At 64.7% G+C, this 17988-nt stretch carries 16 protein-coding genes; 8 read left to right on the top strand and 8 right to left on the bottom strand.

What is annotated here, in order from left to right:
* The first annotated feature begins 249 nt into the window (after positions 1-249).
* On the top strand, positions 250-1554 hold the full coding sequence (locus NATTI_RS0123985) for a hypothetical protein (RefSeq protein WP_006090905.1): 1305 nt from the start codon (positions 250-252) through the stop codon (positions 1552-1554).
* A 112-nt stretch (positions 1555-1666) separates the two neighbouring features.
* On the opposite strand, the gene NATTI_RS0123990 is transcribed toward NATTI_RS0123985, so the two are convergent.
* The 4 genes from NATTI_RS0123990 to NATTI_RS0124005 all read right to left on the bottom strand — a co-directional run bounded on the left by NATTI_RS0123990 (position 1667) and on the right by NATTI_RS0124005 (position 6541).
* Positions 1667-1996, bottom strand: coding sequence for a hypothetical protein (locus NATTI_RS0123990; protein ID WP_006090904.1), 330 nt, complete (start codon positions 1994-1996; stop codon positions 1667-1669).
* A gap of 223 nt (positions 1997-2219) precedes the next feature.
* Positions 2220-3425, bottom strand: a complete 1206-nt coding sequence (locus NATTI_RS0123995) for a carboxylate--amine ligase (RefSeq protein WP_006090902.1) — start codon at positions 3423-3425, stop codon at positions 2220-2222.
* 29 nt (positions 3426-3454) lie between these two features.
* A complete protein-coding gene (locus tag NATTI_RS0124000; protein ID WP_006090900.1) occupies positions 3455-4717 on the bottom strand; it encodes a GNAT family N-acetyltransferase in 1263 nt (420 codons plus the stop codon).
* Between the two features lie 231 nt (positions 4718-4948).
* On the bottom strand, positions 4949-6541 hold the full coding sequence (locus NATTI_RS0124005) for an alkaline phosphatase family protein (RefSeq protein WP_027119297.1): 1593 nt from the start codon (positions 6539-6541) through the stop codon (positions 4949-4951).
* 287 nt (positions 6542-6828) lie between these two features.
* Here NATTI_RS0124005 and NATTI_RS0124010 point away from each other — a divergent pair, with 287 nt between their 5' ends.
* From NATTI_RS0124010 to NATTI_RS0124025, 4 genes are all read left to right on the top strand, one after another.
* On the top strand, positions 6829-7779 hold the full coding sequence (locus NATTI_RS0124010; RefSeq protein WP_049806297.1) for a polysaccharide deacetylase family protein: 951 nt from the start codon (positions 6829-6831) through the stop codon (positions 7777-7779).
* Positions 7780-7937: 158 nt separating this feature from the next.
* A complete protein-coding gene (locus NATTI_RS0124015; protein WP_006090896.1) occupies positions 7938-9041 on the top strand; it encodes a Gfo/Idh/MocA family protein in 1104 nt (367 codons plus the stop codon).
* Positions 9038-9979, top strand: a complete 942-nt coding sequence (locus NATTI_RS0124020) for a DUF362 domain-containing protein (RefSeq protein ID WP_006090895.1) — start codon at positions 9038-9040, stop codon at positions 9977-9979. Before NATTI_RS0124015 ends, NATTI_RS0124020 begins: the two co-directional genes overlap by 4 nt.
* Entirely contained in the window at positions 9976-10947 is a 972-nt protein-coding gene (locus NATTI_RS0124025; protein ID WP_006090894.1) for an NAD-dependent epimerase/dehydratase family protein, read from the top strand. Before NATTI_RS0124020 ends, NATTI_RS0124025 begins: the two co-directional genes overlap by 4 nt.
* 27 nt (positions 10948-10974) lie before the next feature.
* Here NATTI_RS0124025 and NATTI_RS0124030 read toward each other — a convergent pair whose 3' ends face one another.
* The 3 genes from NATTI_RS0124030 to NATTI_RS0124040 form a co-directional block, all read right to left on the bottom strand.
* On the bottom strand, positions 10975-11412 hold the full coding sequence (locus NATTI_RS0124030) for a hypothetical protein (protein WP_006090892.1): 438 nt from the start codon (positions 11410-11412) through the stop codon (positions 10975-10977).
* Complete coding sequence (locus tag NATTI_RS0124035; RefSeq protein WP_006090891.1) at positions 11405-11998, bottom strand: DUF7342 family protein; 594 nt, start codon at positions 11996-11998, stop codon at positions 11405-11407. The genes NATTI_RS0124030 and NATTI_RS0124035 overlap by 8 nt, the downstream gene beginning before the upstream one ends.
* A gap of 86 nt (positions 11999-12084) precedes the next feature.
* Complete coding sequence (locus NATTI_RS0124040; RefSeq protein WP_006090890.1) at positions 12085-13050, bottom strand: glycosyltransferase; 966 nt, start codon at positions 13048-13050, stop codon at positions 12085-12087.
* Between the two features lie 482 nt (positions 13051-13532).
* Between NATTI_RS0124040 and NATTI_RS0124045 the strand changes: the two genes are divergently transcribed.
* Positions 13533-14642 (top strand): DUF354 domain-containing protein, encoded by a 1110-nt coding sequence (locus NATTI_RS0124045; protein WP_006090889.1) that lies wholly within the window; start codon positions 13533-13535, stop codon positions 14640-14642.
* 49 nt (positions 14643-14691) lie between these two features.
* On the opposite strand, the gene NATTI_RS0124050 is transcribed toward NATTI_RS0124045, so the two are convergent.
* The gene (locus tag NATTI_RS0124050; RefSeq protein WP_006090888.1) at positions 14692-15615 is read right to left on the bottom strand and encodes a helix-turn-helix transcriptional regulator; all 924 of its coding nucleotides are present in this window, start codon (positions 15613-15615) and stop codon (positions 14692-14694) included.
* Between the two features lie 147 nt (positions 15616-15762).
* On the opposite strand from NATTI_RS0124050, the gene NATTI_RS0124055 reads away from it, so the two are divergent.
* Positions 15763-17163 carry an FAD-binding oxidoreductase gene (locus tag NATTI_RS0124055; RefSeq protein WP_006090887.1) on the top strand — a complete coding sequence of 467 codons (1401 nt, stop codon included), beginning with the start codon at positions 15763-15765 and terminating at the stop codon, positions 17161-17163.
* A 168-nt stretch (positions 17164-17331) separates the two neighbouring features.
* Positions 17332-17757, top strand: coding sequence for a universal stress protein (locus tag NATTI_RS0124060; protein WP_006090886.1), 426 nt, complete (start codon positions 17332-17334; stop codon positions 17755-17757).
* Positions 17758-17988: the final 231 nt, after the last annotated feature.

Raw genomic sequence — 17988 nt, forward strand, 5'->3', positions numbered from 1 at the left:
CCCGCCGACGCCCCTTTCGAACGGCTCATCCGGCCCGCCGATCGCTCTCCGGCCGATTCGAACCATCCACTTCCGGACCGTTATCGATCGGCAGTAGGCATCTATTACCGATCCCAACCCGTTGCTATGGATTGCATTCTCGAGTTCGGAACGATCAACGATTCTGATGCTTTTTGTACTCGTTCGTGATCCGTCGAGTCGACAGCGGACAGTGCGCAACCGACACTGTGGCGCGATCCCGATCCAACTATGTCATCAATCGTCATCGACCACGTCAGCGCAGACGGTACGACCCTCGAGTGTGACGTTCGGACGTCTACGGAACTCGAGCGGTTCTTCTCCGACGAATCGTTTCGAACCGAGTACAACGTCTCGATCGAAGACGTTCCCGACGCAGTTCTTGTCATTCCCGTTCTCGCGCAGGTCTGTCCCGTCGCGTGGGCGAACGGTGCCGACGTCTACGTCGACGAGGTCGACGCGACGTTCGCCGCGGCGTTAGACGACGTTCAGACGTCGCTGTGCTCGATGCACGACTTCCTCGAGGGCGGCACCCTCTATGCGAAAGAGACCGTCGACGTCGAGCGAGCGGCGGGCGGCGAGAGCGGCCTGCTGTTTACCGGCGGCGTCGACTCGACCTGCTCGTACGTTCGCCACCGCGAGGAGGAGCCGACGCTGATCAGTATCCGCGGCTGGACGATTACGCCGGACGCCGTTGACGACGACAAGTGGGACCACCTCCGCTCCCGCGTCTCGTCGTTCGCCGACGATCACGGTCTCGAGACCGAGTTCATCGAGTCGAACATGCTCTCGTTTCTTGCCCACCCGATGCTGTTGGCCCACTACAAGCGCCACGTCGACGGCGCGTGGTACAGCTCCGTCGGCCACGGTCTCGGGCTGCTCGGCCTCTGTGCGCCGATGGCCTACGCGCGCGGCATGGACGACCTCTACGTCGCCGCGACCCACTGGGAGGGGATCGACCTCGAGTGGGGCTCGCGACCGGACATCGACGATCACGTCCGGTGGGCCGGCACGCAGTGCCACCACGACTCCTACGATCTGACCCGACAGGAGCGACTCGACGCCATCGCCGACTACATCGAAGCGGAAGAGCCGGACCTCCAGTTGCAGACCTGTAACGTTCGAATGGACGGCAACTGCGGCGAGTGCGAGAAGTGTTACCGGACCGCCGTGGGCCTCCGCCTCTCGGGCCTCGAGCCGACGGCCCACGGCTACCAGTTCGAACACGAGGACTACCGGGAGATCCGGACCGCACTCGAGGAGGGCCAGTGGGTTCTCGGACAGGACGAACGCTACATGTGGGAGGATATCCGCGATCGCGCGCGCGAGACGGAGCCGTCCTCACCCGACGAGGCGGCCTTTTTCGCGTGGCTCGACGACGCCGACCTCGACGAACTCGTCTCCGAATCGGGGTCGCCGCTGTCCCATCGAATCCTTCACGCGGGCGCGAGAAACACGCCGGCCCGCGTCTACAACACCGTCTACCCGGCCTGGCGGAGCGCGAAGTCCGGACTGCAGCGCGTGCGAAGTCGCTGACGATGTGGCGGCCGCAACCGGCGTGTGGCAGTACCCAACCTCGCCACGCTCGACTGGTCGCTCACTCGACTGTCAGCCGCAAAAACCGGACCCCTACCTGGACGCGGCGCGTCTATCGCTCGGGAACGCCGTAGTCGACGTGAACGTTCGGAACGCTCGCGGATTCCGGCGCGGGGACGCCGTTCCAGTCGACGAGGTGGACGTTCGTTACCTGGCCGTCGAATCGGAACCGCTGGACGCCGAAGTCGATCGATCCTTCGGCGACGCTGCCCGAAACGATGGTCGCTTCCTCGACGGGATCGTTTGTGTCCATCTCGATCTCACCGTCGACGGTGATCTCGAAACTCGAGGGAACGCCGCGTCCAACGATCGTTACGAGGTTCGGGAGTGGTTCAGCGTCGGTCGTGGCAGCTTTGTTCTGTACCGGAGTGTCACGTGCCATACTGTGGTAACCCGAGTATCCCGGTATAAGCTTTCCTGTCGAATTAATGGTAGCTGTTTTGGAAATACACTCGGTTGGATACTGACACTGCGATGAACCGCCGTCTTGTTGCTGACGAGAACTGGACAGCCAGGGTCGGTGATGGATCGGTCGGAACGGTCGCTGATACTGCCAGATCGGTGTGATCGTTCGTCGCTATTTTCGGCCATCGGAACCGATCGCGTTACCGCCGGATCGCCGAGAGCGTGTTTATAAAATCCCGAACGAACGGCTGTGGGTCGTCGCGAGAGAGGTAGTCGAATCGCGGCTGCTCGAGGAGCGAGCGACCGATATCAAAGACGGCGTCCGCCAGCCCCGGCTTCTCGACCAGATCGATCTCGTCGGTGAGGACGGAGCGGAGATACAGCAGCTCGCCGCGGAGGAGGTGGCCGCCGATTCCCGGCTGGTAGCTGTGATCGATTCGGTCTCGCATCCCGTTGGCCAGCAGCCAGTAGTAGTACGGAAAGTCCGCGCCGGTCTGTACGGAAAACGGAAGCGACGACCAGAACCGCGGGTTGACCTCCATCAGTTTGAATTCGCCGGTCTCGTCGTCGCGCAGGAACTCGACCATCGCGAGCCCGTGCCACTCGAGTTCGTCGAGTAGCGCCAGTCCGGACTCCTCGAGCGCCGGAATGTCGATCGACTCCCGGAACGCGCTGGGACCGCCGGCGTAGCTGTACCCCCGTCGCTGTCGGTGCTGGAACGTCGCGACCGGCTCGCCCTCGTCGTAGAGGGCGAAGAAGCCGTACTCCTCGGTCGTCGACACGTACTCCTGGACCAGCGGGACGTGTTCCATCTCGGTCCGGACATCCTCAGTGCTTCTGGGGGGGTTCGACTCGAGATACTGCGTTGATGGCGGTGCGACGCACCGTTCGGGCGCGTACTCCTCGAGGTACTCGTCGCCCAGAATCGTATACCGCGGCTTGACGATCCACTCGCGTTCCCTGTCGGGGGTTGCCGTGAAGAGGGTCGTCTCCGGCGCGGCGACCCCTGCCGCGGCGGCGGCCTCGAACAGCTGTATCCGATCCTGGGTGCGCGACAGCGTCTCGAACGTCGGCCAGGGGGTACTCACGAACTCTGCGAACTCGTCTCTGTACTTCGACAGCACGTAGATATCCGGCTCTCGGACGGGAATAACCGTCTCGACGTCGGGCCGCCTCGCGAGCGAGCAGAGGACATCCTTGTACGCCACGAGATCCTCGTGCGGCGACGGGGCGTGGACCGCCTCGGCGCAGTACTTCGACGCGAACGCTGGCGTCGATTCGTCACTCGAGACGACGATCGTCCGGATGCCGCGCCGACCGAGCGACCTGACGCAGGCGACGGAACTCGGTGCGGCGACTCCCGGAATGACGACTGATTTCGTCCCACCCTGACCAGCAGTCTCCATACGCCCAGTTCCCGTCCGGAATAGAAATGTTATGACGTGTCTACATCGAGGCCTGAGAGCGACCACTCGTCCCCCGTTGTCTCCTCGAATTCGGTTTCCCGATCGAGGTCACGAGCGAGTAGCGTCAGCGCGGTCGGCTGCTCCAGCGTCGAGAGCGGAAACCGGGTGTCGGGATAGAACCGGTACCGGATCGGCGTCGGTAGCGTCTCCCCGAACGCAGTGACGTAGTTTCGATCCGGGCAATCGGCTAGTGCTGCCGCTAGTAGCTGATTGATCGCGCCCTGTGCTGACGTAATCGCTCGTGGAAGGGTCTCGACGATCCGGAGGTGGTCGTCGACGCGCGAACAGACCAGCGCCGCGATCGGCGTTTCGCCGTCTCGCGTCGCGACATAGGTCTTATAGCTCCGTGCGGGGTTCTCGAGGCGCCATCGGTAGAACTCGGCGGTGCGATTCGTGTGTATCTCGTCGGGAATCGATCGTCGGTAGACCGTCTCGAGAACCTTCGCGGGCGGCGTCTCGAATCGGATCGCGGCGATCTCCGAGTCGGCCTGCGTTACCAGCGTATCGCCCGCGAGCTGCGAGCCCGTGATGATGTCGGAGAGGACCTCGGCTATGCCGTCGTCGTTGCCGGGAAGATCGGAATCGACGCCCTCGGATGGAAGATCGCGGTACACCCACTCGTCTTGCCTATCGCTGGTCACCGCTGTATCGTTTCTCACCGCCGTGTTGGCGCTCGCCGCTGTATCGCTGTTCGCCGCTGTCTCATCGCACGCTGCTATGTCGTCTTCGTCACCGTCGGTTGCGACTTTTTTCACGCTCTCGACTGGGTCTTGTGGCCGGTAGTACGTCGGTACCGTCGCGATCTCCTTCCAGCCGTGTTTGAGGTTTCCCGGCTTGGCGCTCTCGTTCGGGAAGTTAAAGCACAACGACGGCGAGCCGTCGGCGTATCGCTCGAGGGCGTACTCGTTCATGCGGCTGAACAGACCCCGGTCCCGGTGTTCGGGGTGAACCATCGTATCACAGGGTTGGAACGCGACCGTGCAGTCGTCGCCGACGCGCATCTCGAGGGCAAAGAAGGCCCGACAGCCGACGAGTTCGCCGTCCGCTTCGGCGACGACGATCGGCACGTGGTCGACGTACGGGTTCTCGGCGTACTTCCAGCGGAACCAGTCCGCGCCGCGCTCTTTCTCGAAGACGGTCTCGTACAGCGACAACAGCGCGTCGCGGTCGCTGGGCTCGAACGAGCGGATCGTATACGACGGCTGGGTCGCCGGCGATGTGGATTCTCCCATGATGAAGTATCGTGCTAACAGCGCGCGAGTAGTCGGTCGTTCGGTTCACGCCGAATATGTTCGTTTCATCACGATAACCGAACGGCTCTGAGCCTGAACACGCCGATTCGATCGATAGATGAGCCGACACAGTACCGGCTCCGGGCGGCTGTCACCTCATCCCGTATCCGTTACCGCGCTGATCGAAACCGCAACCCGAGGACTAGTCGTGGCAGATTGCACGTCGTCCAGTCACTCCATGTAGCCGAGGCCCTTCAGGCGGTCTTCTACGTCTCCGAAGTCGTCGTCGACCTCCTCGTCGGTGCCACCCTGTGAGACGCCCGTCCGTTCGACTTTCGTCGACGCGGGGGCCGTCTCCTCGTCGAACGCGTCGAAGAGGACGCGACCGTCGGCGTTCTTCGGGACCGGTTTGCCGATGCCGTGGAGCAGCGTCGGCGCGATGTCGACGACGCGCGCGCCGCGCAGCTCCGCCCCGGCATCGATCGAGGGGCCGCGACAGAGGACGATCCCCTCCTTGCGGTGGCTCGCATCGTAGTTTCCGGTGTCGCCGGTCGGCTCGTCGGTGAGCGCGTTTCGCGCCTCGTAGACGCCTCGTCCGTTGACGATCAGATCGGGCGAGCCGTCGTCGGTCGGGAACAGTTCGTCGCCGTCGAACACCTTGAGCATCGGCTCGCCGTCGTCGTCGGTCACCGACTCGAAGAGGTCGGTGAGTTCGTCTTTGACCGCCGGCACCTGGCTCGGATCGACGACCCCGCTGTCGAAGCGTTCGGTGTCGTTGATGTACAGGCAGCCGGCGCCGTGGACGAACGCGACGGTCCGCTCGTAGTCGACGTCGTAGAGGGCGTGATCGCCCGGAATCTGTTCAGCGACCGTGTCGACGATCGATCGGGGGAGCGTCGAGACGATCTTCTCCTCGGAGATGCCGACTCGATCGAGCGCGTCCGTGATCCGATCCCGGGAGATGCCGAGACTCGAGAGCGCACCGCGGGTCCCGTCGTCTTCCTCCCGGAAGAGGTAGCCGTCCTGCTCTAAGATGTGGTTGACGTAGACCAGTTCCTCGATTGGCCCGAAGCCGTGGTCGGAGACGGTGTAGAGGTCTGCATCGTGCTCGTCGGTGTAGTTCATCACCTCGCCGAGGATGTCGTCGAGTTTCTTGTAGTGGTCTAGCAGCCGGTCCATATCCCAGATGAGGTGCTGGAATCGGTCGGGCGCGGTGAAGACGAAAAAGAACAGCTCCCAGTCGTCGCCGGCTTTCTCCATCTGGAGTCGCATCAGTTCGCGCCGGTTTTCGAGCATATCGTCGACCGCGACCTCGAACTCGTCGAGCCGGTCCGCGTAGTCGGGGTAGTCCAGGCTGATCTCGTAGTCGGGGATTCGGGACTCGATCTCGTCTTTGAACTCGGGCGGGTGCGTGTACTCCTTCTCGGTCGACGGGGTCATCATGCCGGTGACCATCGTCCCGTCGATCTCCTTAGCCGGATACGTCATCGGGACGTTGCCGACGTGGGCTGGCGAGAGCTGCTCCCAGAGCGTCGGTTGTTGCATATCGTAGCTGGTGTACATCTCGTGCGTGTAGTTCGACGAGAGGTTCTGGAAGCCGTAGAGACCGTGTTTGTCGGGCCAGACGCCCGTCGCGATGGTCGGCCACGCCAGCGGCGTCGTCGCCGGCTGGGTGCTCTCGAGGGTGCCGGAGGCGCCGTCTTCGCGCATCCGGGCGAAATTCGGGAGCTCGCCCTCGTCGCTCCATTGTTCGATGAGTCTCCACGGTACGCCGTCGAATCCGAGCACGAATGCGCGCTCGACTGTCTGGGAAGACCTGCTCATGATTGGATATCTGAGACGTTGGGGACGTCTGCTGTGCTGGAAGTTACTGGTTGTCGGCTTTGTTATGGGGAGATTTCACCTACCGTCCGGACGATGGCCTGCGAATTTGCTCGATTTATTGTCGAATGTGGCCTCCTATCGTGTTCTCATCTACCACGCCTATATCCAACCACTATACGTCGGCAAGACCTCCGCCGTCCCGAACAGGCAATCCATAACAAAACTATACGTCGGATAGCTGTGACATATGAGACGGATTCATCGACTGTACGCTGGTGGTGACTGTCGTGGGTAGTGTCATTATTTCTCTCGACGCTGAACTCGGCTGGGGCTTTCACGATCTCGAGGACCCACCGGAGGATCGAGTCGAATCGGGCCGTCGCGGCTGGAACGTCATGCTCGAACTCCTAGACGAGTTCGATATCCCCGCGACGTGGGCCGTCGTCGGCCACCTGATGCTCGAGGAGTGTGACGGCCGACACGCCGACCACCCGGCCCCGCCGGGCTGGTTCGATCGCGAACGCGGCTCGTGGCGCGACCGCGAGGACCTCCGGTTCGCTCCGGATCTCGTCACCGACATTCTCCGGGCCGACGCCGACCACGAGTTCGCGAGCCACTCCTTCTCCCACGTGCTCTTCGGTGACGAGGGGACGGACCGAGAACTGGCCGACGCCGAACTCGAGCGGGCGGTCGAGATTGCCGACGTCTGGGACCAGTCGATCGATTCGTTCGTCTACCCGCGCAACGATGTGGGCCATCGGGACGTCCTTGCGGATCACGGTCTCTCGGCGTATCGCGGCAAATCCCCGACCAGAGACGGCGTCCGCGGCCTCGTCGACTCGACACTCCGAGGTCAATCGATGATCACAGAGCCCGAAATCGACGAGTACGGGCTGGTCAACGTTCCGGCCTCGATGTTTCTCTTCGGGTTCGAGGGACCGGCACGGACCGTCGTCGAGTCGGTCTGGACCGATCCCATGCTCGAACTCGCTCGTCGCGGCATCGACGACGCGGTCGAGTCCGACGGCGTCTTCCACATGTGGCTGCACCCGAACAACCTGACGAGCGAACGGGACGACCGTCGCATGCGAGCGATTCTCGCGTACCTCGAGCGGCGGCGCGCGGAGACGGATCTCACGGTTGAAACGATGGGTGCGGTCGCTCGGCGGTTTCAGGGATTTGAGGGAGCCGGCGTCATGGAACGGGCCGACGGACAGGTCCCGGCGAGCGGTAACTGACGGCTATTGCTCCCGCCAGTGACGGTTGTTCTCAGCCGAATCGCCTGCTATCTCGGCACCTCGAGCGCCCACGGGCGGAACGAATGCAGGTGCTACCCGCCCGCTCTCGTCGGTATGGCGACGATAACAAAGCCCGCTGCTGGTCCGTTTTCGACCGAATGGCTCCACCCTTTCTCGACCGGTGGTCCGACTCGAGCGCGCTGCAACTCGGCGTCCTCGGTGTCGGAAACATCGGCATGGTACATCTGAAGTCGGCACTCGCGATGCCCGGCGTCGACGTCGTCGCGGCCGCCGACGCGATGCCGGCGAACCGCGACAAGGCCGCTAGCGCCGGCGCGACCCGAACGTACGACGATTACACCACGCTGCTCGAGCAGGAGGACCTCGACGCCGCGGTGGTCGCGTTGCCGCCGTTCCTCCACGCCGACGCGGTCGAGTGTGCCGCCGAAGCCGGGGTCGACGTGTTCGTCGAGAAACCGCTCGCGCGAACGGCTGCGGAAGCCGAGGCGATGATCGAGACTGCCCGCGAGGCGAACATCGCGCTCGGCGTCGACCACACGCTCCGCTACCAGCCCGACATGAAGGGCGTCAAGGCGGAGTACAACGACGGCAGCGTCGGGCACGTCCCCTACGCCTCGATCACGCGGCTCAACGATCACCCGCTCGGAAAGCCGCCCGCAGACGAGGCCCCGCCGGCCTGGCCGATGGATCCCGACGCCGCCGGCGGCGGCTCGCTCATCGAACTCGGCGTCCACTGTTTCGACCTCCTCGAGTGGCTGTTCGGCGACCTCGAGGTCCAGGACGCGACGATGGGGAAAACCCTCAACATTCCGGCCGAGGACGCCGCGACGGTGTTGCTCCGCGCGCCGGAGACGGAGACGACGATCAACCTCCACTGTGGGACTTACCAGTGGGAACAGCTACCCGAGGTCAATACCCGATTGCGACTCGAGGGCGTCACGGGGACGATCAGTAACAAAGCGCACATGCCCGGGAACTTCTACGCGGGCGCGGCCAAGGCCGCACTCTCGAACGTCGCGAGCCGATTCACCGGCGGCGAGCCGGACGTCTTCGGGCCGACGTTCTACCTGCAGGCCCACTACGACGCGCTGGAAGACTTCTGTGACGCGATTCGGAACGACGAAGAACCGCCGGTCGGGGGCGAACTCGGCCTGCGAACGCTCGAACTGGCCGAAACCGCGTACGAACTCGCGGCCGAGGGCGACGGTGCGGAGCTCGAGCCACCGGAGGTGATGACGTGAGCGTTCACGTGGCCGGCGTCGACGCGACCGACCGACGCGGCGGATGGATCGCCGACACCGACGCGCGACTCGCGTCGTTCGAGTCGCCGGCTCGGTCCGTCCTCGAGCCCTACGTTAGCTCGCTCACCGCGACGGACCGGATCACGATCGTCCCCGACGCGCACTATCCATTCCACCCCTCCACGGGGATGGTCACGGACCCCGCCGTCGTCGGCTCGATCGCCGACCACCTCGCGGGCTGGACCGAGGCCGACGTCGCTATCGCCGGGGCAAGCGACGATCGCATCGCGTTCGACCGGACCGCCGAGTATCTTAGCTATCCCGACATCGTCGAGCGCTTCGGCGCCGAGATCGTCGACCTCGAGGACGAGTCGCGGCGCAACAGCGTCGTCACCGTGGACGACGAGCAGGTGTCGGTCTCGGTGCCGGAGCGACTCCTCGACAGCACCGTCGTGGTCGTCCCGACGCTGCGCCCGACCGAAACCGGCCCGGTCGCCGGCGGGATGCGCGCGCTCGGCAGACTCGTCTCGAGCGCGGCCGACGCCGACTCGACGGCCGTCGCGGCGACGCGAACGGTCGAACCCGCCCTCTCGGTGCTGGACGCGACGACCGCGTACGCCGGTGATCCGATCGCGGCGGACACCCTGTTCGCCGGGCCGACACAGCGGGTCGACGCGATCGCCTCGTCGCTGCTCGAGCGATCGATCGAGGAGGATCCGGTACTCCGCTCGGCCTTTGGCGTGGAAGAACCGTCGATCACCGTCGAGAACACCGGCGGGACCGGTCCCGATGTCGACCTCACGACGCTCAGACGCCGGCTCCCGAACGGGGAGCTCCCGCCGCGGGACGAGACCCACCCCGCCGTGACGCTCGCCTACCGACTCTACGCGCGGGTGGCCGGTGACGCCGTCCCGCCACAGCTCGAGAGTGGACGATGACCGACCAGCGAACCGCGGCGGTCACCGGCGCGACGGGCTTTCTCGGCTCGGCGCTCTGTGAACGCCTGCTCGAGGAGGGCTGGGAGGTTCGCGGGCTCAGCCGCCCCACCTCGGATCGCCCGGATCTCGAGGGGATCGACTGGTACGTCGGTGATCTCTTCGACGACGAGACGCTACGCGAACTGGTCGACGGCGCGGACACCGTCTTCCACCTCGCCGGCATCGGGCTCTGGAGCGCCGGCCCCGAAACTGTCCACCGGGTTAACGTCGACGGGACCGAGCGCGTCCTCGAGGCCTGTCGAGCCGGCGATGTCGGCCGACTCGTCTTCACCAGCACGTCCGGCACGCGTCGGCAGTCGGGCGACGACGAGTTCGCCGACGAGACGGACGTGGCGGAGCCGATCGGTGCCTATCAGGAATCGAAGGCGGAGGCCGAGCGACTGGTCGACGAGTACGCGAGCGCTGGCGGCGACGCCGTCACCGTCCACCCGACTTCGATCTTCGGCCCCGGCGACGAGGAGTTCACCGCCCAGTTGCTGGCGATGGGGCTCGAGCCGACGATGCCGGCGTACCTGCCCGGTGGGCTGAGCATCGTCGGCGTCTCGGACGTCGTCGACGGCCTGCTACTGGCCGACGAACGGGGAACCAGCGGCGAACACTACATCCTCGGCGGCGAGAACCTGACGTTCGATCAGGCGGTTTCGCGGATCGCCCACGCCACCGACGGGTCGCCCGCCCGGATTCCGGTTCCAGCGATGGCGATCCACGCGGCCGGTCCGGTCGCGGAAGCGGCCAGCGCCGTCGCCGACGTGCGCGTGTTCCCCTTCGACCGACAGATGGCCAAACTCGCGACTCAGCGGATGTTCTACACCTCGAGGAAGGCGGAGCGCGAACTCGGTTACGAGTACCAGCCGATCGAAGCCCACCTGCCGGAGACGATGGCGTGGTATCGAGAGGACGTGCAGTAGCGTCGAACGTCGTTTTGAACCGGTTTCTCACGGCGGATTTTCGGTCGCGTTCAAAACCGACGGATCGTCGGCCTCGAGGGCGTTCCACCAGCACGCGAGTACGGCGAGCGTGACCAGTTCGGGCTCCTCGTGGGTGATGCAGGACTCGCGATGAGCGGACGGGTTCTCGGGCGGGTGGAAGTGTTTTTTCGGATACTGCGACTTCGGACGGATCTCCCAGCCGAATCGGAACTCGAGGTCACGCTCGCTGTAGTGGTACTTGTAGCCGTGGTTGGTCCACCACTGGACGTCGAACCGGCTGCTGTCCGTGTCGAATCCGGTGCCGATCGAGAGGCGCAACTCGACGGGGTCGATAGCGTTCGGCACGTACTCCGTGGCCGTCACCAGCCCGTCCAGCCGATCGCGGAAGACGCGTTCGACGGTTTGCAACGCATCCCAGTCGATCGGACCGCGTTCCTCAGGCATTCTTTTCGACGGCGCCGTCTTCACCGGTGCTCATCGCATCGACGAGCCGCGTCTCCTTGAACGAGAGCGCCGTCTTCGCGAACGCGAGGTTTCGGCGCGTTGTCTTCCACCGTGAGCGGTCGTTCCATCCCGCCTCGTCGTCCGGCTCTAAACCGTCGACAAGCTCTTCCGGACTCGTCGCTCCGTACTCGTCTTCGAACTCGCGAACACGCGTTTTCATCTCTCGAATCGCCCGTTCCAGTTCCGGTCGCGAGTGCTCGTCGGCGAGCTGTTGGACGCGCTCGAGCCGTCGTCGATCGGGATCGCGTCGGAACTGCGTGGCGTTCCCGGTTTGGTTCGTCGACGCGTGTCCGGAGTCGGCCAGGGCGACGAGGTGTTTTCGAGCGGTCGGCTCCGAGACGCGGGCTCGATTCGCAATCTCGCTCGCACTCTGCCACTCGGTCGTCCGCCCGAGCACCGCGTCGACGCGTTCGAACGCCGTCGTCGCGGCTTTCCACTCCTGTTCGGCGGTGTCGTTTACGTTACTCTGGGCGTCCGTCTCCGGAAACGGGTCGATGTCGGACACCTGCGGGTCGCTCTGGTCCATACGAATCCCTACGCGCTGTGGAAAAATAGTTTTTGGGACGGAAACGATGTTTTGCCATTTGCGCGGCGTCCGCCACCCTCGAGCGATCACTCGATCTGTGGCGCGTCCCGCACCCGTTGGGCCTGTTTGCCGGCGACTCGCTCGTAAACCTCGAGTATCCGCTCCGTCGTTCGCTCGATACTCACTTCCTTCGCGGCCTCGCGACCGTTCGAACGCTCCCCGCGCTCGAGGACGTCCATTAGCCCCGTAATTAGCTCCTCGTCGCTGGTTCCGACCCACGACGGTTCGACGCTGGCCAGCCGTTCCCGCACGTCCCCGACGTCGACGGCGACGACGGGCAGGTTGCAGGCCATCGCCTCCTTGACCGAGTTGGGCGACCCCTCGCTGTGGGAGGTCAACAGGAGGGCGTCCGCGGCGTTCATGTAGTCCGGGACGGTATCGTGGTCGACGCCGTGGACGGTCCGGAGTTCGACCGGTCGATCGAGTAAGTTGTCGGCCGCGGTGACGATCCGGCGCGCTCGCGGGTAGTTCTTCACCTCGCGCTCGGGGGGATAGGGAAACAGCACCTGGTAGGCGTCGCCGGCGTCGTCCCAGCCGACCTTCTCGCGCGCGCGTTCCTGTGGCTCCGGCTGGAACCGATCGAGGTCGACCCCGTCGGGGATCACCCGGGCATCGCGTCCGAGCTCCTCACGCATCTCTTCGGACATCACGATGACTTCCTCACACAGCGGCGCACAGAGGCTGCTGACCGGTTTGACGGGTCCGTGCACGTCCGACCCCCACAGCGACAGCACCACCGGCGTTCCGAACTGGGCGAGCGCCATCGGGGCCATCAGCCCGTAGTGGGCGTGAATCAGATCGTAGCCGCGGCTCGACTCGCTGATGACCTTCGGGACGGTCCGGAGGTAGTCCGTCGGTCCGCGCGCGGTCGTCGCGTCCACGTCGCCCGACACCGACAGCGTCGTAAAGGAGACGCCGCGGCGCTCGAGTTCGGCCATCTGCTGGTTCATGAACGGTGCGTCGGCGCTGTTCGTGAGGGTGAGGACGTGCATTAGCCGACTGGCTGTCAGCTACCAGCGACCGGCGTTTTGTTATAGAGCGAACAGCCCGCGCCCGCCGAGACGCAATCACCGACTATCTTCGTTTCAGTTGCTGAGAACGGCGCCGTCGGACGCGGACGCTCGAGTTTTTCTTCACGTACTCTTATACGTCGGCGGCTATCCCGAACCGATCCGTTCGTTCGATTCGATCGAACGGTGCGCTAGCTGCGTATCCGCTCTTTGCCCGCTGTATCGTCGTTGTAGCGGCGCTGAATCGTCTCGCCGACGCGCGATTCGCTCGTCCCGGAGTCAGTATTCGGTGACTGAACCTCGCCGTGCTGTCGTCCGCCGGGGGGTAGCGGATTTCTGATATCCGTTTCCGAGTCGTTTCTCCCCCGTCACGACCGCCATCTATCGACGCTGAATTTCCGCACAGCGGATCATGTTGGGTAGCTGTACGATTACAAAGGTTCAGAGACGGATACAGTCTGTCGATGCGGATCCTCGTCTTCGCCAATACGCCTGCACACGTCCACCTGTATCGACATACCGTCGACCGCCTCGAGGACGCGGGACACGACGTCCGCGTTCTCACGCGGGAGTACGCCTGTACCACGGACCTACTCGAGTTCTTCGACATGCCGTACCGGGTCTACGGCGGCCACGGGACCGATCGCTACTCGAAGCTCCGGTTCGCCCGCGAACTCGGCGGACAGGTGGTGACGATCGGGCGCGAGGCCCGCCGGTTCGATCCGGACGTGATCTTCGGACGAGGACCCTACGCGGCTTACGCGGGCACGCTCACGCGCACGCCGGTCGTCCTCGTTCTCGACGACGAACCGGGCGACTTCAACTACGCCGTCTCGCGGCCCTTCGCCGACTGCATCCTCTCGCCGGCGGTCACCCGCCGGGACCTCGGCGACGCCCACTACACCTTCGAGGGGTTCAAGGAGTGCGCCTATCTCCACCCCGATGTCTTCGAGCGCGACGAGGGCGTCCGCGAGTATCTCGGCGTCGACCCGGACGAACCGTACGTCCTCGTTCGGTTCAACGCGCTCGACGCGCTCCACGACGCCACGCTCGAGGGATTCAAACCGGAACAGCGCCGCGATCTGATCGAACGACTGAGCGAGCACGCGACCGTCTTCGTCTCGGACGAGGGCGACGACATGGATCTGGACGACCTTCCCGCCCGGTCGTACGATCTCCACCCCGCGCTGATCCACGATGCGATGGCCGAGGCGTCGCTGCTGGTGGCGGATACGGGGACGATGGCCACCGAGGCGGCGCTGCTGGGAACGCCCGCCTTCCGGTACCGAGGCACCGACGACCACGAGTACGGCGAGTTCCAGGAACTCGAGCGCGCCGGCCTCGCCGAGCAGTTCGACGAGTACGAGGCTGTTCTCGAGCGCTCGCTCGAGGTCCTCACGGACGACGACGCCGCGGCCCGCTGGCAGCGGCGACGCGAGGCGTACGTCGCGGATCTGGTGAACCTCTCCGATCTGCTGGTCGAGGTTGCGGAGTCCCGCGGTGCCGTCGACGGATTGAGTTCGTCGACTCGAGGCTCTTTACAGGCGAAAGGACGCGAACAGCCCCAGCTTTAGTACGGTACCGGTGGTCCCCCTCCTTCCGACCGTCCAGCGGCGTCTGAACTCACTTGTCGTCCGAGCGGGGCCGCTGTAAACTCCGGTCCAGCGGGTTCGAATCCGCTCTGATCGATGCGTAGACCCGCTCGGCCCATTCGTACGCGATCGGCGAATCCGTCTCGACGAACACTTGCATGAGTCCGGTGGTTTCGTCGTAGCCGCCGATCCCGACTCGCTCGTCGAAGATCGCGAGACCGTAGGGCAACCGGGCGCGCGTCCGCAGCGTCAGGTGGCCGCGTTCGATCGCCTCTCGGGCACGCTCCGGGTACGTTTGAAAGAGTGTTTCGGCGACGTGTGGAAGATAGACGATTTCGGTGTCGGTCTCCTCGAAAATCTGCTGGTGGAACTCGCCGAGAGCGAGCGGGGCCATGTGGGTCGTGTTGAACCCCCGTACGGTCTCGGACTCACTCAGCAGCGAGAGAAACCGCTCGACCGGTTGGTAGGGATCGGTCGGCTCGGCGAGTGTTACCGTCGCATCCACGAACGGCTCGAGGACGAACTCCTGGTGGTCTTCACAGATCACGTCCAGAAGCGGGGCCAGACGGTCGACGGTGTGTACGTTTGCTTCGAACCGGAGCACCTCGTCGGTGACGGCCTCACCCCGTCCGGTCAGCCGGAATCGTCCCTCGGCTTTTTCGACGAATCCCTGCTCACCGAGCCACTGCGTGAACCGGTGGCTCGTCGCTCTCGAGACGTCCAGGCGCGCTTCGATCTCCCGGCGGTCGAGCGGCTCCGCGCGAAGCGCTTCCAGAACCGGTCCGTGTCGAACGATGTCGCCGAGCAGGTCCGTGTCGACGCGGTCGTCCGCAGCGCCGAGTCGCTGCCCGAGGTAGCGTTGATTTCGAGCGTTCTCCAGGACTGCCTCCAGAATCGGGGAGCCGGGGGGCGGGCGTTCCTCGTCGGTTGGGCGATCGTCTTTCTGGAATTCCATGTGGACCAGTAGCTAGAGTGACGGTGGCACGGATAGTAACGGTATCCCGTTCGCACGGTGAGAGACGGTTCACGACCTGAGACGGGCCTACTGCGTCGAACGACGTTCGATAACTGAGGCTAACGCCCTCGGGGCCGATCGTTCGGTATGGACCAATCCACCATCGGCGACGAACGGATCGAGCAGTTTCGGGCTGGCGTGCTCGGGGACGTAATTCTGCCGGACGATACCGCGTACGACGACGCCCGTGGGGTCTGGAACGGGATGATCGATAAGTACCCGGCGGTGATCGTTCGGTGTCGAGGCGCGGCGGACGTCGCTCGCGCTCTCGAGTTCGCCGGCGAGTACGACCTCCGCGTGGCGGTCCGGGGTGGGGGGCACAACGTCGCCGGAACGGCCGTCTGTGACGACGGACTCGTCGTCGACCTCTCGGAGATGACCGGCGTGTGGGTGGACCCCGATAACCGGACGGTCCGGGTCCAGGGCGGCGCGACGTGGGCCGACGTCGACCACGAGTGCCAGGCGTTCGGGCTGGCGACGCCCGGCGGCGTCGTCTCGGATACGGGCGTCGCGGGACTTACCCTCGGGGGTGGCCTCGGCCACCTTCGGTGCAAATACGGGTTGAGCTGTGACAACGTCGCGTCCGTCGAACTCGTCACGGCGACGGGCGAATTCCTTACCGCCAGCCCGGACGAGAATCCGGACCTGTTCTGGGGGCTTCGCGGTGGGGGTGGCAACTTCGGGGTCGTGACCGGATTCGAGTTCGACCTCCATCCCGTCGGGCCGGACGTCGCGACGTGTCTGGTGTTCTACCCCGGTGATCGACTCGCGTCGGTGTTGCGAGCGTATCGAGCGTTCGTTTCGAACGCGCCCGACGCGGTTAGCACGCTCGTCTTCGCGGGCGAACTTCCGGAGGCTGAACTGTTTCCGCCTGACTGGGTTCACGAACAGAAGTTCGCTATCATGGGCTGTTACGCCGGTCCGGCTGCCGACGGTGAGCGCGCGCTCGCACCGCTCCGGGAGTTCGCCGAGCCGATCGCCGATCTCAGCGACACAATGCCGTACGTCGAGTTCCAGCGCGTTCTCGACGAAGACTACCCCGACGGGATGCGATACTACTGGACCTCGATCTACCTCGACGGCCTCTCCGAACCGGCCATCGACCGGATCGCTTACTGGGCCGATGCTGCCCCCTCACCGCTCTCGACCGTCGATATCTGGCAACTCGGCGGTGCGATCGCGGACGTCGATATCGACGACAGTTCCTTCGCCGGTCGGCACGCGCCGTACCTCCTCGGTGTCGAAGCGAACTGGAAAGACCCCGAGCGGGATACCGCGAACGTGGAGTGGGCCCGCGACTGTCTGGCCGACATGCGACAGTTTTCGGACGGGTCGGTCTACCTGAACTTTCCAGGCCTGCTAGAGGACAACGACGAGTTGATGGAAACCACGTTCGGATCGGCTTACGACCGACTCGTTGCGTTGAAAGACGAGTACGATCCGACGAACCGCTTCAGCCTGAACCAGAACGTCACGCCTACGACGTGAGACGACGAGCGGGGACTCGACGTCTCCGTCTCCACTCCGAACTCATCGCGACGTTGCGACCGTCTCCCGAAACCACCGGGTCCCCCGAGTCCCCTGCTCGAGGGCCGAATAGACTCCCGGCAACGGCAAGTGCGATATGTTTCCGCCCGTCCGGTGAACGTTCAGGTCATGTATCAGGATCTGTTACTCGCGACGGACGACAGCGACGGCGCTCGACAGGCGACCGAGCACGCGATCGAACTCGCCGACCGGCTCGGGGCCACGCTCCACATCGTCTCGGTGTCCGAGGACGGCCCGCACAGTAGCGAAAAGCAAGATGCCATGCGCTCGGATACGGAGGGCGAAGCCGCGGAGGCCCTAGAGGAGGCCGAACGGGCCGCGACACAGCGCGACCTCGAGGTGACGACGACCGTCCGTCACGGCGTCCCACAGGAAGAGATCGTCGACGTCGCCGAGGTGAACGCGATCGATATGATCGTCGTTGGCACCGAAGGACGGACCGGGCTCGATCACCTGGTCGTCGGCAGCGTCGCCGAGGAGATCGTCCGAAACGCGCCGGTTCCGGTCGTCACGGTCCGGGATCAGGCGGAGTAAAGCTCGACCGCTTCGTCAGGTGTCCCCGCCGGACAGCAGCGTCGCCCTAATCGATCACTAGCGTCCGATACGCGATCGATAATTAACCGCCGAGCGACCGATAGGTGTCCTATCGTGTTCCGTCGGTTTACGACGATCCACTGTCGGCCGGCGACCGGTCGACTACGCTCCCGTTCGTCGTCCATCTCCCGGCTCGCGTCCGCGGTCCCGTCCCGTGCGGAGGTGGGTGTC

It is taken from the genome of Natronorubrum tibetense GA33, assembly GCF_000383975.1.
Taxonomy (GTDB): domain Archaea; phylum Halobacteriota; class Halobacteria; order Halobacteriales; family Natrialbaceae; genus Natronorubrum; species Natronorubrum tibetense.

Excerpts from the sequence above, each read along its gene's own strand:
- NATTI_RS0123985 (WP_006090905.1), top strand. The coding sequence starts at position 250 with ATGTCATCAATCGTCATCGACCACGTCAGCGCAGACGGTACGACCCTC.
- NATTI_RS0123990 (WP_006090904.1), bottom strand. The coding sequence starts at position 1,996 with ATGGCACGTGACACTCCGGTACAGAACAAAGCTGCCACGACCGACGCT.
- NATTI_RS0123995 (WP_006090902.1), bottom strand. The coding sequence starts at position 3,425 with ATGGAGACTGCTGGTCAGGGTGGGACGAAATCAGTCGTCATTCCGGGA.
- NATTI_RS0124000 (WP_006090900.1), bottom strand. The coding sequence starts at position 4,717 with ATGGGAGAATCCACATCGCCGGCGACCCAGCCGTCGTATACGATCCGC.
- NATTI_RS0124005 (WP_027119297.1), bottom strand. The coding sequence starts at position 6,541 with ATGAGCAGGTCTTCCCAGACAGTCGAGCGCGCATTCGTGCTCGGATTC.
- NATTI_RS0124015 (WP_006090896.1), top strand. The coding sequence starts at position 7,938 with ATGGCTCCACCCTTTCTCGACCGGTGGTCCGACTCGAGCGCGCTGCAA.
- NATTI_RS0124025 (WP_006090894.1), top strand. The coding sequence starts at position 9,976 with ATGACCGACCAGCGAACCGCGGCGGTCACCGGCGCGACGGGCTTTCTC.
- NATTI_RS0124030 (WP_006090892.1), bottom strand. The coding sequence starts at position 11,412 with ATGCCTGAGGAACGCGGTCCGATCGACTGGGATGCGTTGCAAACCGTC.
- NATTI_RS0124035 (WP_006090891.1), bottom strand. The coding sequence starts at position 11,998 with ATGGACCAGAGCGACCCGCAGGTGTCCGACATCGACCCGTTTCCGGAG.
- NATTI_RS0124040 (WP_006090890.1), bottom strand. The coding sequence starts at position 13,050 with ATGCACGTCCTCACCCTCACGAACAGCGCCGACGCACCGTTCATGAAC.
- NATTI_RS0124045 (WP_006090889.1), top strand. The coding sequence starts at position 13,533 with ATGCGGATCCTCGTCTTCGCCAATACGCCTGCACACGTCCACCTGTAT.
- NATTI_RS0124050 (WP_006090888.1), bottom strand. The coding sequence starts at position 15,615 with ATGGAATTCCAGAAAGACGATCGCCCAACCGACGAGGAACGCCCGCCC.
- NATTI_RS0124055 (WP_006090887.1), top strand. The coding sequence starts at position 15,763 with ATGGACCAATCCACCATCGGCGACGAACGGATCGAGCAGTTTCGGGCT.
- NATTI_RS0124060 (WP_006090886.1), top strand. The coding sequence starts at position 17,332 with ATGTATCAGGATCTGTTACTCGCGACGGACGACAGCGACGGCGCTCGA.